The 15,670-nt window shown below is 30.5% G+C and carries 12 protein-coding genes; 7 read left to right on the top strand and 5 right to left on the bottom strand.

The genetic code is table 11. The features are described 5' to 3' along the window. Positions 1 to 19 precede the first annotated feature (19 nt). The 6 genes from AC1EUU_RS09915 to AC1EUU_RS09890 all read left to right on the top strand — a co-directional run bounded on the left by AC1EUU_RS09915 (position 20) and on the right by AC1EUU_RS09890 (position 8,978). Positions 20 to 1,633, top strand: coding sequence for a S8 family serine peptidase (locus tag AC1EUU_RS09915; RefSeq protein WP_480201263.1), 1,614 nt, complete (start codon positions 20 to 22; stop codon positions 1,631 to 1,633). Continuing rightward, positions 1,623 to 3,689 carry a lantibiotic dehydratase gene (locus AC1EUU_RS09910; RefSeq protein ID WP_480201262.1) on the top strand — a complete coding sequence of 689 codons (2,067 nt, stop codon included), beginning with the start codon at positions 1,623 to 1,625 and terminating at the stop codon, positions 3,687 to 3,689. The genes AC1EUU_RS09915 and AC1EUU_RS09910 overlap by 11 nt, the downstream gene beginning before the upstream one ends. After that, the gene (locus AC1EUU_RS09905; protein ID WP_480201261.1) at positions 3,679 to 4,467 is read left to right on the top strand and encodes a thiopeptide-type bacteriocin biosynthesis protein; all 789 of its coding nucleotides are present in this window, start codon (positions 3,679 to 3,681) and stop codon (positions 4,465 to 4,467) included. The genes AC1EUU_RS09910 and AC1EUU_RS09905 overlap by 11 nt, the downstream gene beginning before the upstream one ends. Further along, the gene (locus AC1EUU_RS09900; protein WP_480201260.1) at positions 4,451 to 6,640 is read left to right on the top strand and encodes a peptidase domain-containing ABC transporter; all 2,190 of its coding nucleotides are present in this window, start codon (positions 4,451 to 4,453) and stop codon (positions 6,638 to 6,640) included. The genes AC1EUU_RS09905 and AC1EUU_RS09900 overlap by 17 nt, the downstream gene beginning before the upstream one ends. Next, positions 6,640 to 7,923, top strand: a complete 1,284-nt coding sequence (locus tag AC1EUU_RS09895; protein WP_480201259.1) for a hypothetical protein — start codon at positions 6,640 to 6,642, stop codon at positions 7,921 to 7,923. The genes AC1EUU_RS09900 and AC1EUU_RS09895 overlap by 1 nt, the downstream gene beginning before the upstream one ends. A gap of 218 nt (positions 7,924 to 8,141) precedes the next feature. After that, on the top strand, positions 8,142 to 8,978 hold the full coding sequence (locus AC1EUU_RS09890) for an RteC domain-containing protein (protein ID WP_480201258.1): 837 nt from the start codon (positions 8,142 to 8,144) through the stop codon (positions 8,976 to 8,978). 711 nt (positions 8,979 to 9,689) lie between these two features. Here AC1EUU_RS09890 and AC1EUU_RS09885 read toward each other — a convergent pair. From AC1EUU_RS09885 to AC1EUU_RS09870, 4 genes are all read right to left on the bottom strand, one after another. After that, complete coding sequence (locus AC1EUU_RS09885; protein WP_480201257.1) at positions 9,690 to 9,827, bottom strand: hypothetical protein; 138 nt, start codon at positions 9,825 to 9,827, stop codon at positions 9,690 to 9,692. 3 nt (positions 9,828 to 9,830) lie between these two features. After that, positions 9,831 to 12,125, bottom strand: coding sequence for a DUF5916 domain-containing protein (locus AC1EUU_RS09880; protein ID WP_480201256.1), 2,295 nt, complete (start codon positions 12,123 to 12,125; stop codon positions 9,831 to 9,833). Between the two features lie 189 nt (positions 12,126 to 12,314). After that, complete coding sequence (locus tag AC1EUU_RS09875; protein ID WP_480201255.1) at positions 12,315 to 12,767, bottom strand: EamA family transporter; 453 nt, start codon at positions 12,765 to 12,767, stop codon at positions 12,315 to 12,317. 1 nt (position 12,768) lies between these two features. Further along, positions 12,769 to 13,332, bottom strand: coding sequence for an N-acetyltransferase family protein (locus AC1EUU_RS09870; protein WP_480201254.1), 564 nt, complete (start codon positions 13,330 to 13,332; stop codon positions 12,769 to 12,771). 246 nt (positions 13,333 to 13,578) lie between these two features. Between AC1EUU_RS09870 and AC1EUU_RS09865 the strand changes: the two genes are divergently transcribed. Then, positions 13,579 to 14,034: an Lrp/AsnC family transcriptional regulator gene (locus AC1EUU_RS09865; protein ID WP_480201253.1), complete on the top strand. Its 456-nt coding sequence runs from the start codon at positions 13,579 to 13,581 to the stop codon at positions 14,032 to 14,034. Positions 14,035 to 14,036: 2 nt separating this feature from the next. On the opposite strand, the gene AC1EUU_RS09860 is transcribed toward AC1EUU_RS09865, so the two are convergent. Then, positions 14,037 to 15,665 carry a serine hydrolase domain-containing protein gene (locus tag AC1EUU_RS09860; RefSeq protein WP_480201252.1) on the bottom strand — a complete coding sequence of 543 codons (1,629 nt, stop codon included), beginning with the start codon at positions 15,663 to 15,665 and terminating at the stop codon, positions 14,037 to 14,039. Positions 15,666 to 15,670 lie beyond the last annotated feature (5 nt).

Here is a 15,670-nt window from a genome sequence, read left to right as displayed (position 1 = left end):
ACTCTTAAAATTTTTAACTGTGAAATATTTTCTTTTATTACTTTTCCCCCTAATTATTCTCAGCTGTGTAAAGCAAAGCAAGAACCTTTCGTATAATAATCCAGTTATTATTAAAGGAGATTCTACATTTTATGATAGTCTACAAAAGAGGTGGTATTTCAGAAGCTATGATAATGATTCTGTCTGTGGAATAAGCCTAAAAAAAGCTTATAAAGAAATAATTAAAGGTGAATCAGGAGAACAGGTGATAGTGGCTATCATCGATACAGATGTGAATACTGAACATGAAGATTTAAAAGATTTTATTTGGGTCAATAAAGATGAAATTGATGGTAATTCGAAAGATGATGATGGTAACGGTTACATTGATGACATTAACGGTTGGAATTTTTTAAGAAAAAGTAATGGCGAGAGGATTATATACGCAAACAATTCAAATGTAAATTATGTTAAAAAATACTCTAAGATTTTAGAGAATGATACGGCTTCTTACCCAGAAAAGTATAAGCTATATAAAAAGGCATTAGCAGATATAGAAGAAAATAAGAATTTGTATGATACTTACATGAATCAAGCGATTAATTATGAAAATGAATATTTAAGTAGTAAAAAAGTTGTTGATTCAATCTTTAAGGAGCATAACCCAAGTTTTGATGAATTAGACTCGATATATTATAAGTATGAAACAACCAATCCTAATGTTGCTAATAGTGCCGCTTTTATTTTCGATCATAGACTATATGACTATTCCGACTATGCTGATTTAAGAAAGCAAGATGCCAAAGCAGTTAGAGATATTAGCAACAATATAAGTTGGAACGTTGAAGATAATTCCAACGGGAAATTAGGACACCCTAAAATTAATGGCGACTTAAATAAAATGACACATGGTACATTGGTTTCTGGTGTTTTAGCTTCTAACCAAACTAATGGGAAGGGAGCTGAAGGCGTTACAAATAATGTGAAGTTAATGATATTATCGCTAGTTGTTAGACAAGGTGCAGAAATTGATAAATATGTGGCTGAAGCAATAAGATACGCTGTTGACAATGGAGCTAAGGTGATTAACTATTCTTCATCAAAAAGTTACAGTGCTGATGAAGAAGTAGTAAAAGAAGCTTTAAAATATGCCGAAGAAAACAATGTTATGTTTATCACTTCAGCAGGCAATGACGGTAAAGATTTAGATGAAAACCCTATGTATCCAAATGCTAAGTTTAATGGCTCTGATTTAGATAATTTTATCACCGTAGGAGCATCTCATGCATATTTAGGTGATGAGTTGAGACTTGAATGGTCTAATTATGGGAAAAAATATGTTGATTTATTTGCTCCTGGTATTCAAATTAATACGACAACTTCAAAAGGAGGTTATAAACTTGAAAATGGTACTTCTTTGGCAACCCCATTAGTTTCTGGTGTAGTAGCTATGCTTTATTCTTATTTTCCGAATTTAACCGCAAATCAAGTAAAAGATATTATTTTATCTACTACTGATAAGTATGATATTGAAGTTGATTTAGGAAATGGTAATAAAAGAAACTTTAAAGACTTGTCCTCTTCCGGTGGAATATTGAATGCCTATGAAGCTTTAAAAAAGGCAGAAAGTGTTACTTCAAGCGATGAAAAGTAGCTTTAAAATATATGATAAATATATTTTAAGAAAACCTTTTTTGCCTTTATCCTTTTTTGAAACTCTTAATAACTCAAAAAATACTTTTGAATTATTAGAAATCCCTTTCCTTGAGGAAAATATATTTCTAAACTCAAATATCGTTTATAGTGCTGCATATGTTAAAAAAGAAAAGTCAAAAAAACTAGAATTGACGTTATATAAGTATTTTTCAAGGTTTTCAACAAGGGCAACGCCCTTAAATACAGTAGGCAACGTTTCCATTCAAGAATTTAGTTCAAAGAGAAAAGATCAAATGAGATTAAGCAGAAAGACTAGATTGAATTATAGTGCTTTATATGACATTGTCAAAAAAGACATACTTGATAAAAGAGAATATGAATTTCTAGCTTTTTCTACTAACCCCACAATCTATTTATTCGAAAACTATTATAGATTTCAAAACTTTCAAAATTCAACAAATGGAGGCTGTATAAGTAATGAAAAAGTAGAATTTAATCAAGTATTGAGTTTTATTACTGAAAATTTAAAAATAAGCCAACCTTATCAAAAAATTAAAAAGATAATTTTGTCAAAATTCAATGAGCAATTTGATAATTTAGATAACGTTATCGATGATTTTCTTTTTAATCTAATTGAGGTTGGTTTTTTGATTTCAGAACTAGAACCGAATAGTAGTTCAGTTAATTATTTTGATTTTCTTCTGAATTCTGAAACCCTAAAAATTAACTATCCTTCAACTTTCAAAAAGCTTAATAACTTAAACTCTTCTATTAATAATTTAGATTTAAAATTTACAAACTCTAATATCGAATATGAAAAGATATTTAAGAACTATAATCTAAAGGGCAAGAATGATTTTCATATAGATTGTTTTGACAACTCTAAATATCAATCAAATCCACCTAATGTTAGTAAGTTAAAAAAAGTACTACAATTCTTGGATTTCTATTCATCAAATCAAGTTAACGATTATATAGACAAATTTAAAAGTGAGTTCAACTTTAGATATCCAGGAAAAACTAAAAGACTATGCGGAATTTTTGATGAGGAGTACGGATTAACTTTTGACAAGAACAAATTTTATGATTTCGATTTTTTAAACATAAAAATTAATGTCTTTCGTACTAGTGATGAGTATAGAAATGAGAATCAATATACTTTTTTAAGTAAGTACTTGAAAAATGATTCATTTCCAAAGATTATAGACATAAATGATCTCTTTCCTAAGGGAAAGAATGAAGAATTTATATTAGATAATGAGTTGTCCTTCGTTTATGAAGAATATTATAACGAAGACTTTAAATACTTCATTAAATACGCCGCAGCCAATTATCAAACCAATTTAATTTCTCGCTTCTCTCAAAATAATGAAGTCTTTTTAAACCTTAAAAATGAATTGTCAAAAGAGAATAACTGTTTTGATATAAGGATTCTTGAAAATTTGAACAATGGAAATATTTACAACAATTCACTATCTAAGGAAAAAACGTTAGACTTTAACAAACGACATGTGAATCAAATCGAATTATCAGATTTAACCATTAGTATTGAGAGTGATAAAATTTATTTGAAAGACGGTAAAGGACGAAATATTGCTCCGAGGTTATCAAATGCACTTAATTATACTAAAACAAAAAACCGTGTTTTTCGTTTTCTAGCAGAATTTGATCAATATTACTCAAAAAAAAATTACTCTTTCAATTGGGACTCTAGGTTTTATGAGTACTCTTATTTGCCTAGAATTGTATACGACAATATAATAATAAATAAAGGGTGTTGGATTCTAAAGTATGATAAATACAATAGCCCTGCAAAAATTAAAAAATGGGCAGCCTCTGAGAAATTACCCGACATTCTGAGTATATTAAATAATGACTTAGAAGTAGCTCTAAATCTTTCCAATTCGATATCATATGAAATAATTTTTAAGGAGTTAAAAATCAAGAAAGTGGTTTTTCTATATGAATATTTATTCAACGTTAAAAACGGAGAGAAGATAAATAACAAAAGTTATTCAAACGAAAAAATAGTATTTATATATAATGAATCTTGATTTTAGAAATAGCTGGATATATTTCAAACTATACACTAATGATAACCTGTCAGAAACTGTTTTAGAGAGAGCGACTATTCTTATTGAAAAAATAGAAGAAAAAGCTTTTTGGTTTTTTATACGCTATAAAGACCCATTTTATCACTTAAGATTGAGGATTAACTTTAACGAAAAATCTTCAAATACTCTTTTTAAAAAAGCATTGAAAGAGTTCGTAGGAAAAAATTGTAATTTAGTTTTTAAAGCTATAGAATTAGATTATGAGAGAGAACTCGAAAAATATCATTTATTTCCTATTGAATTTACCGAAGAATTATTTTGGCTAGATAGTCAAATAAGTGCATCAGTGTTGAATACATCGGTTGACGATAAAGTCAATATTAACATAATATCATCTTATAATTTATTACAATCTTTTTATTCTGAAGATGAAAAAATAATTGAGCTAATAAATAGTATTCTTCCTTTTTATTATAAAGAATTCGGACTTATTTCAAATCTAAAAAAACAAATTTCACTAAAATATAGGCACTCTAATTGTGAACTTGTTATAGATAAAAATCATCCGGTTCATTCAATATTGAGAAAAAGAAAGCAATTAATAAAAAACCAGATAACAAAAAGTAAATATGAAAGTCTAGATCAGTTTGTAACTAACCATATTCATACAAATACAAATCGAATGTTTATCAATAATCAAAAACTTTATGAATTAATTACTTATGAGTTTTTGATTCGATCTTTAAAATCTAAGATGTATTTTGAGAAAATTTCCTAGTTATATACAGTTATATAGTAAAGATTGTGGCCCAACATGCTTAAAAATAATATCCAAATACTATGGAAAAACAATTAGCACCAAAGACCTAATAGAACTTTGTCAAACCTCAAGAGTAGGTACATCTTTAGAGAGTTTATCAAAAGCAGCAGAAGAAATAGGATTTAAAACTTTAAGTGTAAAAATTTCTCTAAACGATTTAATTAATGCTCCTTTACCATGTGTGCTTTTATGGGAAAAAGATCATTATGTAGTCTTATACAAGATTAAGAATAAAAAATACTTCATTTCTGATCCGGCCATGGGGTTGTTGAAATATTCTGAAAAAGAATTTTTATCTAAATGGATAGCGCCAAACGCCAAAAAAGATACTTCTGAAGGTATTGTCTTGTTGTTCGAAACAACTCCAATGTTGTATAAAACAAAGTTTAATAAGAAAGATAAAGGCTTTAGCTGGAAATTTATTTCAAGTTTTTTTGGCAATCAAAGTAAGTTAATTGTCCAATTAGTAATTGGTTTAATAATAGGATTGATTATACAATTAATTATGCCATTTATTACCCAAAATATTGTTGATAAGGGTATAGTCAATAAAAATTTTAATTTTATTTTTTTACTGCTCGTAGCGCAGCTGTTTCTTTTCTTTAGTCTAACGATGGTTGAGATAATTCGGAGTTGGATATTACTTCACATAGGAAATAGAATTAAAGTTTTTTTTATTTCGGACTTCATTATTAAGCTAATGAAACTTCCTATATCATTTTATGATGTTAAAAAGACAGGAGACATAATGAAAAGGATGGAAGACCATATAAGAATTAAAAAGCTACTAACAAACACATCTTTGAATTTCATTTTTTCAATTTTCACATTATTGGTTTTTAGTGGCGTACTGGTATTTTATAATGTGAAACTTTTTTTAATATTTCTATTAGGGACTTTGCTATACTTCATTTGGTTTACCCTATTTCTTAAAAAAAGAGCTGTAATTGACAAAGAAGCATTTAAGTTAATCAGTAAAGACAGAAGTTACATAATCGAACTTCTAAGAAGTATGAAAGATATTAAATTAAATAACTCCGAAATAAAGCAAAGAACCAAGTGGGAAGAAATTCAGGCTGATGTTTATGACAATGAAAATAAATACTTGAGTATACAAAACTATCAAAATATCGGAGCCGACTTAATTAACGAGATTAAAAATATTACTATGGTTTTTTATTCGGCAATTTTGGTATTGAAAGGAGACATTTCTCTTGGAATGTTACTAGCCATAATGTATATAATTGCTCAATTAAATAACCCTTTGACTCAAATTTTAATATTTATACAAGAATTTCAAGATGCTTATTTATCAATAATTAGATTAAATGATATTAATGATCAAGAATTTGAAGAGAATATTGATAAGATTAATGTCGAAACTGTAAATAATTCTAGTTTAATTTCTATTAAAAATTTATCATTTAGTTATCCGGGTTTTAAAAAGCAAGTATTAAAGGATATAAATTTTGAAATAAAACCAAATCAAACGACTGCATTAGTAGGGAAAAGCGGTAGTGGTAAAACCACATTGCTAAAATTACTTTTACAATTTTATGAGCCAAATAAAGGATCTATCAATGCTGGAAATACCAATTTAAAAAATATTTCATTCTATTCTTGGAGAGATCATTGTGGGGTTGTAATGCAAGATGGTGAAATAATGAATGATACCGTTTTAAACAATATTTGTTTATCTGATAATGAAATTGACTACAATAGATTTTACCAGGCAGTCAAAATAGCTAGTCTAGAAAATTTTATTGAAGAACTCCCCTTAAATGAAAACACACCTATTGGAGCCGAGGGGCTAGGCATAAGTGGTGGTGAAAAACAAAGAATTTTAATAGCTAGAGCAATATATAAAAATCCAAGAATTCTATTTTTTGACGAAGCAACTTCTTCACTTGATACAGATAACGAAAGGATAATTGTAAAAAATTTAGATTCATATTTAAAGGAAAAATCTGCATTAATAATAGCTCATAGATTAAGTACTGTTGAAAGAGCAGATAAGATTTTGGTTTTAAACAATGGCTTGGTTGTGGAGTCAGGATCGCATGAAACCTTAGTTAGCAAAAAGGGACATTATTATGAACTTATTAAAAATCAATTAGAATTAGGGTCATAATGGAATCTAAAAATGTATATACAGATAAATTAAAAGATATAATAAATTACCAACCTTCATGGCTAATTAGATGGGGAAATAGCTTTGTTTTAGTATTTATCGTATCTAGTTTAATCGTATCGAATCTTATAAAATACCCAGAAGTTATAAGAGGAAAAATCATTCTAACCAGCTTAAACCCTCCTCAAAGATTAACTAACAAAATTACCGCTGCAATTGATACTGTTTTTGTTCAGGATAATGATGTTGTTACAAAAGATCAATCCTTAATCTTATTGGAAAATGATGCCGATTATAACGATATACTTTTTTTAAAAGAAATTCTAAAAAAATACGATTTTAGTGGTGATTCAATTTATTTTCCAACTGATAAAATACCAATTCTTATTCTAGGATCTTTGCAAAAAGAATATTCATCTTTTGAAAAATTATACCTTCAATATGACCTGTTCAATAAGTTAAATAAGTTTGAAATTCAACAAAAGACCAATCTATTTAATGTAGAGGAAAAAAAACGAAAATTAAATTCTTTAAAACACCAATTAAATATAAATTTCAGGGAGCTTAGGTTATTAGAAAAGAACTTAAATAGGTCTAAAAACCTATTAGAAAAAGGTGTAATTGCCCAAAAGGAATATGAGGGTGATGAATTAAATTATCTCCAAAAACAGAAATCTATTAATGATACTAAAGTTCTTATTTCCGAGATAAAAAATGAATTAAATAATAAAGATGAAAATATAGAATTAAATAAGCTTGAGTTTAATACTGAATTAAAACAACTGATAAAATCGGTTGTCCATTCTTATAATCAGCTCAGAGTTGGTGTTAAAAAATGGGAAAGGAATTTTCTAATTGTAAGTAATAAGAACGGGATTGTTACTTTCAATAAAATTTACACAAAAAAACAATTTTTAAATGAGAATGAATTCATAGGATCGGTAGCCAATGTTGAGAAAAGTGTACCGATAGTTAAATTGTATGTCCCCATAAAAAATGCAGGTAAGATTCAAACAGGGCAACAGGTAAATTTAAAATTTGATAATTATAACTTTATAGAGTTTGGAATTGTATACGGAAAAGTGAGTACTATATCAAAGCTTCCCAACAAGGATGGTTTTTATCAAATAAGTGTAGGTTTAGAGAAAGGTTTAGAAACGAGCTACAATAAAAAAATTGAATTCAAAAACGAAATTACTGGAACAGGTGAAATTTTAACGGCAAATAAGTCTATTTTTAAAAGGATTTTCGATCAATTTTATAGCTTACTTAAAAATAAGTAGTTAAAAACATTTTGTTATTTGTGCCTAATTAATACTCCTGCAGATAAGGTATTTCTTATTCACACTTTTTGTATTTTACTTTCTCTTAAGTCCTTGTTTTTCGTCCTCCTGTTCTAAAGATTCCTAGAAACCAAGCCAAAATTTCTAAGAAAGTGTAATGATATCATTTTATAATATTATTACTCTATAGTAGATTTGAGTAAATAAAGTAGAAGCTAGTGTCAAATATTAAACTTTACATGATGTTGTTTCAGGAGTTGTCTCAAAAATTAGAGAAAGAATTAGATAAAATAAATACGAACAGCAACGATATAATTGAGATTGCTAATTTGTCTATCGTTGGATGTAGAAATACATTATCTGAGATGAACAGAACAGTTTTGAAATCCGGATTTAGTTCAAAACAAGAAGAAATACATTTCTTTAAAAAAATAAAATTGTACCCCTTGAGTAGATTAATATACTTTGCAGAATTAAGGAGCTTTGAGCTGCATTTCCCAAAGTCAGATATTAATGAACAGAGAAAATATACTTACCTTAAAATAAAAAAGATCAATAGGTTTTTTAATGAGAATGTTGAATTTTTGCTTTATTGTCACAGAGATGAATCCTATTTTGATGAAGTCTATTTTACTAGAAATAAGAATTATTTACTTAGTGTAAAAAATTTAAATACCTATTATCGGCCACTTGATTTTAGTACCTCCCATGACATTCTGTTAGGAAAATTGGAAGGACTTAAATTACTCTTAAAATATTTAGAGAAAAGAATTTTTAATCTTGACAAAACAAGAAATAGTAATAAAAAGCTTAAATTAAAGTGGTTACTTTCTAAAACAGCATTAATAGAATTAATGTATTGTTTAAATAGCTGTAATGCCATTGATGCTGATATAAGTAAAATAAAATCTGTCTTTGAAGCTATTTTTGACTTAAACATGGACAACCTTTATCGCACGTTCTCCGAAATCAAAATCAGAAAAACAAACCGAACATTATTTTTGGATAAAATGAGGTTTTCATTGGGAGAAAGAATGGAAGAGGCTGACGAATGATCAAATTTATGATTTCCGAACTCGGAAATGAGATATGCAATTGTTTTAACGGACTTTTTTGTAATAGTTTTTCTTCAAGTCTTATGCTTTATGATCTCAAATATTAAAAGGCTATAATTTTCCGAGTTCGATACACCTTGTGAATAAAACACAATAATCCGTTTCAAATTTACCAAAGATGGTCAAATCAACTATAGCAGTTCAATCAATTAATTTGCTCAAAGTGTCTGCTTTAGCAGACACTTTAAAAAAAGGTAACCGATTAGCGGACATTTTAATTCAAAACAATTCAAATTAAATGAATTTCTAAAAACTTGAAAACCACACAAATCTTATGAATTGTGTGGTTTCGTGGCTAATTAGTTTTAGCTTAATGTGACCTCGGCAGATTATCTCTGATGTTCCCTAGCGCTCCGTAGTCTAAATGAAAAGTCACGAATCTCCGATTTGTGCTTTTTTGTTTGTATTTCGATCCTTGAACAAGTTCAAATCTCATCCAAACTAAAAAGTCTGCAATATTATGCAGACTTTCCATTCTTAAGTGACCTCGGCAGGATTTAGACTTAATCTCCGAAGCCTTATATTTTAAACGATTTTTGAACTTTACAAAAATCTGTTGACCGAATTGTTGACGGTCTATTTGATTGCAAATGATATCATTTGACTTTACAAGCTTAAATTTAAAGAAAAATTAAATAAAGATGTGGTTTGCTACCCTAAAACTATTTGAACCAAAGATTCAAAATCATTATTCTTGCTCTCATCTTCAGGAAAACCATACGTCTCAATAATAAATTTGAATCTTTGGTCTTGTTTAGCAAGTCTTTTATAGTCATCAGTCCAATCCATGCTTTATAAATTAAAAGTATAGCTGTACTTTAATTGTAGGCTTTGGAAATTATTTGTAGGCAAAATGGGAAATGCCCTCGTTCTATCTTGATTGAAATCTCCGTTATATACCAAATAGAAATCGTTACCTTCTTTGGGGTTGTACCTTAAGCGCAAATTTCCTGCATACGTCTTAGTTAGGCTGTTATACTGAACCTGGGAGCTAAGAGTCAGCTTTGTGCTGAAGGTGTAAAGTAACTTCAAACTTCCAAGTGTAATTTCCTCTGTTAGGTTTTTACTGTCAAAAGTTAATTTGTTGTATGAAAGACTGCCTTCAACAATAAAATCTGGTGTAATATTCATAAACGGTGAAGCTGTCAAGGTCAGCTTTTTCCCATCATAAAAATTACCATATTCGGCCGAAGCACCATAGGATAATGCCTGGGCAACGGGGCTTACTACGGATGCGCGTAGGTTATTGAAATTGTATTCCCCTACACCTATGGTAATATTGCCCGGAAGTGCTAAATCTTGCAACAGAAGCTCTCGGTTATTGGTAAGACTCGCATTATAGCTCCAACCTAATTTGGTTAATAATTGAAACCCAAATTGTGCATTTCTCGTTTCGAGTTCTTTGGACGTATTACCCCAAATTGAAGTGGTGTTCACATAGGGGCCGTATTGCACAATTTTTGATTTAGCCTCAGGGAAAAAGTTGTACGATACATTTGCACTTAATTGCTTGTAGTCCGTTCGACGTTCAAATCCCATTTTTGGTAAGTAGTTTTTACCTGTTCTTGCATAGTTAACATCGTAAACGATACCATTTTGGGAACGCTTGGCGAATTGAATAAAGTATTTTGAGTTGTCAGATTCCGCATTTTCTATTTGTGTATCAAAACTTTGAGCCCATCTTGCTGAGACATAGTTCTGTCCAACTACTTTAATATTGGTATCAATACCGTAAACCGTGTTGTTGTTTCCATTCAAATCTGTTCTATTGGTGCTAATCAACCCAATATTTGAATTTTCATTGATAATTCTCCTTCGAGCTCTGATTACCCCAAAATTTTCTGAGTTAATATCTCCTTCAGAAGCTGTTTGCATATTTAAAAAACCAGCTTCCCATTTTCCAAATTTTGCAACGGTTCTTACCCCACCATAGATTCTTGTTTGATTGCCATTTACAATACCGATTCTTCGACTGTAGAATATTTTATCGAAAGAACCGAAGTTGAAATCAAACAGGCTAGCACGTTCTTGAAAAAACAGGCGTTTTTCTGGGAAAAACAGATTAAACCTGGTAAGGTTTATTTGCTGGTCGTCGACTTCAACTTGAGCAAAATCTGTGTTTAATGTAATATCAGCTATAACATTACTACCAATAGCCATTCTGGCATCTAAGCCAGCTTCTCTTTTAAATGCCTCATCAGCGGTATATGCCTCTCCAGATTCAGTCAAAGCGTTAAGTTGTTCTCCTCCAGTTAGAATATATGGTGTAAGCCTGAAAGGTTTTTTCTCTTCGATGTTTTTAAAAACAAACCGTTGCGTCAATGAAGCCCTGAATGAACTCCCGGTGCTTAAATCCCTCGGTGGAAAAATATCTGTTTCATCATTTCTAGCTAGATATCTCCATGTGGTAATGCCCATTACGGTTTTGCCATCTTTTACTTCAAAAGGTAAGCTGGAAAAAGGAATTCTGATTTCTGTAAACCAACCTTCTTCTGTAATAGTGGATTCGGCATCCCAAAAGGTGTTCCAATCGACATTAAAAGCATTGGGGCCAACCATATCATTTGATAAGGCCATGTCTAATCTAGAACCATTCGGCGTTACGAAAAATGCAAGAGCATTTTCTCTATCATCATAGGTATCTATTAGTAAACCGCACCATTCGGTGTTTTCGGTAAAGTCATCTCTCTTTTTAGAGTTCTTGTTTATTTTATCAGGCTCATTATCGTATAACCTTCCTGACAGATAAATGTATTTTTCATCATAGGTGATTCTTATTTCAGTCTTCTGAGTGGGCTGGTCAAAAGCATTAGGTACTTTTTGTGACACTTCTAAGGGTTTGATGAGTTCCCATGCCGCTTCGTTTACTATGCCATCGATGGTTATTTTAGTATCAACTCTCGGAGCTTCAATTAAACCGCTAAAGTCATAAGATTTGTTGCTCTTTGTTTTCGTAATACCCTCCTTAAAAGATGAAGGGTCTATTTCCGCTGTATCTTGAGCTTTCATAAGAGATGTTCCTAATAGTAAACTCAATACAAGTAGTGAACTTCTCCACTTTCTTACTATGTGTTTTGTATTTAACATGATTGTGTTTTTTTAAGCCTTTTTACTATTTGATATAAGGCATGTCTTTATAATATTTTAGAATACTATTCACTCTGAGAGCTTTAGTTTTTTGTTTCTCATCTTCCATTAATTTGGATGATGGTATTGGTCTGTTTTTGAGTTTGAATATTAAGCTTATCATGATTTTACGTTTTAAGGTTAGTTTATTTATGCATCCATTGATTTTCCTTTGAGAAAAAGTAATACGGTAACCACAGCTAATACTAGAGATATGGCGTAGTACACGTTCATCTTCTCTCCGTAGTAGAAAATGGATACGCCAATAGAAGTTGTAATGATTGCTAGTATGGCATAAAGCGTATATGAATTTGCACCATACCCTCTATATAAAAAGTATAGAAAGATGTTCAAAATCAACATACCACCGCCTGTCATGGCAAACCATTTGATGTTTCCCATTGCATATGCATACAACTGTTCTGTTTTATATAGGAATGCAATGGCAAATAAGCCCGCGGCGGCAAACAACAATGAAAATGCCCCAAAGAAAAAAGGATTCTCATAATTGCTTGCGTTTTTTTGCCCAACCGTAACCATTGCATTCCCTATTGCAGCTATTAATGCCAGTACAAATGGTATTATTATTCCTGATACTTTCATCTTAGAATGATTTGGTCATAACTTCATAATCGGCTTTCAGGTTCTTATACTCATAGTGGTATTTTGTCTTTTTTGTAAAGCCTTCGCGCTCATAAAATTTTATAGCTTTAGGGTTTTCGTCCCAAACAGCTAACCACAGAGTTTTCTTACCTTGTCTTTTTACTTCTTCAAAAAGTGCATCTTGAAGCTTTTTCCCAATGCCATGCCCTATATAATCGTTTAACAAGTATATCTTTTGTAATTGAGTAGGGCTTTCGTCCGAGAGCTTTTCATACGGAGAGTGAATCTTCAATTTTGCGTATCCAACAGGAAGGTTGTCTGCAAATGCAATCCAGAACACATTATTTTCCTTACCAACGCTGCTTCTTAATTTTTTTACTGAGAATGTATTCTTGAAATAGTTACGTAGTACTTCTTCATCAGTCCAGAAGTGTCCAAAAGCTTCTCTAAAGCTTACTTGTCCCAATAATGCCAAAATAGTTGCATCATCAATAGTTGCCTTTCTAATGGTTATTTCCATTTTAGTTGAACCATTCAAGGTTGCTTTCTTAATTGTTGATTCCATAATAATATTTTTAATAATTAAAATTATACTTCAAAGTTATGGCATATAATTGTAATATATATTAATATAAAAAGGTATATATCATTTTTTAATTAATATTATTATGTATACATTAAAAAATTAATTTAATAATTAATTACACAGTTTTAAATAAAGTTTTTAATTATTAAATATTTATTAATTTTTGAATATTTTGCATATAACAAAATAAAATTATATATTTGTATATATTAAAGTATAAATGTTATGCAGATAGATAAAATGAATTGGGCGATTCTCGCAGAACTTCAAAAAGACGGAAGGATGTCCGTAAAAGACATAGCTAAGAACATTGGATTATCTTCTCCAGCAGTTTCGGAACGTATTCAAAAACTGGAAGATTTAGGTATTATAAAAGGATACACAACAAAAATCAATATTGAAGCACTGGGTTATCCTTTAGGTGTAAACATTTCTATAAAACTTAGGTATGGACAAACTCAGAATTTCATCGAGTTTATTAAAACCGTGCCTGAAATATTTGAATGTCACCAGTTAACAGGCCATGATTGTATGCAAATGAAAGGATACGTTAGAAACCCTAACCACTTACAAAACCTCAATAGCAGATTGGCTGCTTATGGAGAAATGACTACTTCATTGGTTTTGTCTTCCGTAATTACGGATAAAGTGTTAGAAAATGATATGCCTTTTCCTGGATAGCTTTAAATTCTTTTAAATACCATAGGTTTAAAAGAATAATCACTTAAAGTAAACAGACTTTCCTGTTCCGAGAATTTTAAATAGCCATGATGCGTCGATTCCGAAGAAAAAAGGTTATTCATTATTGGCAAATAATTCATGAGTTTTTTGTTGTTTACAAATACATCTATACCTTTTTCTTCTCCTTTTTTTAATTCGTAAGTTAAGGCCAAGTCATCATTTTTGTAGGTTCCAAGAAATCTATTCCACTCAATGCTCCAATCGGTAGACGTTACAGGATTATACTTTTGATATGTATACATTTGCAGCCCATTTCTTAAAAAATTCATACTCTTAGAATCTGGTTTAAAATCTATAGTATAGTTGGTTATAGTGCCCAACACTTTAAACTTGTCTTTGGCTATGGGCTGAAGCTTGTAAATTCGGTTTTCAGATTCTATATAATTCAGCGTGTCATTGACGATTTTTATTTCTCGCACGTAGCCGTTCTTATACCCAAAATAATTACCCACGTAATCTTTGAGTTTTTTTCTTTTAACTTGGTAATTCTTTACAAGCGGTTCTTTTTTTGGATAACTCTCTAGTAATACTCCAGCTACATCATACGCATTGTTAGGGCTAGATATAGAGCTATTATTTGTTAATGAAATCACCCATAAATCTATCTCTGTAAATTTTAAGAACATGGCACTGAAACCAGCCCAATAGCCGCTGTGCGCGACAAATGGATGGCCTTTTTCAATACCATGTTCAAGGCCTAGGGCATAGCTTAACTTCTCCCCATTATTTCTCATGTTTTGTTGCGTTAATCTTTGCTCTAAGTTTTGAATGAGTGAGCTGCTGTTTTGGAGGTTATCGCCCCATTTTTTAAAATCATTCAATGAGGTATATAATCTTCCGTCACCATAAGCTGAAAAATCGTAATTGTGATTTACTTCAAAAGTATCTTCTGTTTTTTGATAACCTATTGCTCTATTCTTCACCAGTTGATTAGAGCTTGAGTAATAAAAGGTACTTGACATTCCAAGAGGTTCAAATATTTCTTGTTTAGCATATTCCCAATGTGGTTTTCCGCTGACTTTGCTTATTATCTCAGATAACAAAAGGTAGTTGGAGTTGCTATATTCATACTCTTGCCCTGGAGGAAACCCTAATTTCTTTTTACGTTTTATTAATGCATAGGCATCTTCATTGGTATAATGCGTTTTCCAAGATTTTCCTGACATACTCAAACCAACTAGATAATCCATAATACCACTAGTATGATTTAGTAAGTTGTTTATGGTAACAGTACCTTCTTTATAATTAGGTAAATCATTTAAGTATTTTCTTATGTCATCGCTTAGCGATAGTTTTTTTTCATCCTCTAACTTTAAAATACAACTTGCCGTAATGTGCATGGCTAAAGAGCCCACTTCGAAAATGGTATTTTCATCAATTGGAATGTCATAATCAAGATTCGCCATTCCAAAGGCCTTTTCGTAAATGTATTCGCCATTATGATGAACAGCAATGGCCATTCCAGGAGCTTCTTGGTTGACATCGAATAGTTTGTCGATTTTTTCAGTTTGTGCTTCGACTGAGAAGGACGAAATTAGAATGGCTAATACCGATATCTTTTTAAAGTCCATATTTT

Source organism: Maritimimonas sp. 2205BS37-2 (assembly GCF_056591755.1).
The sequence above is the reverse complement of the archived record's forward strand: the minus strand, read 5'-3'. Positions and strand labels throughout refer to the sequence as shown.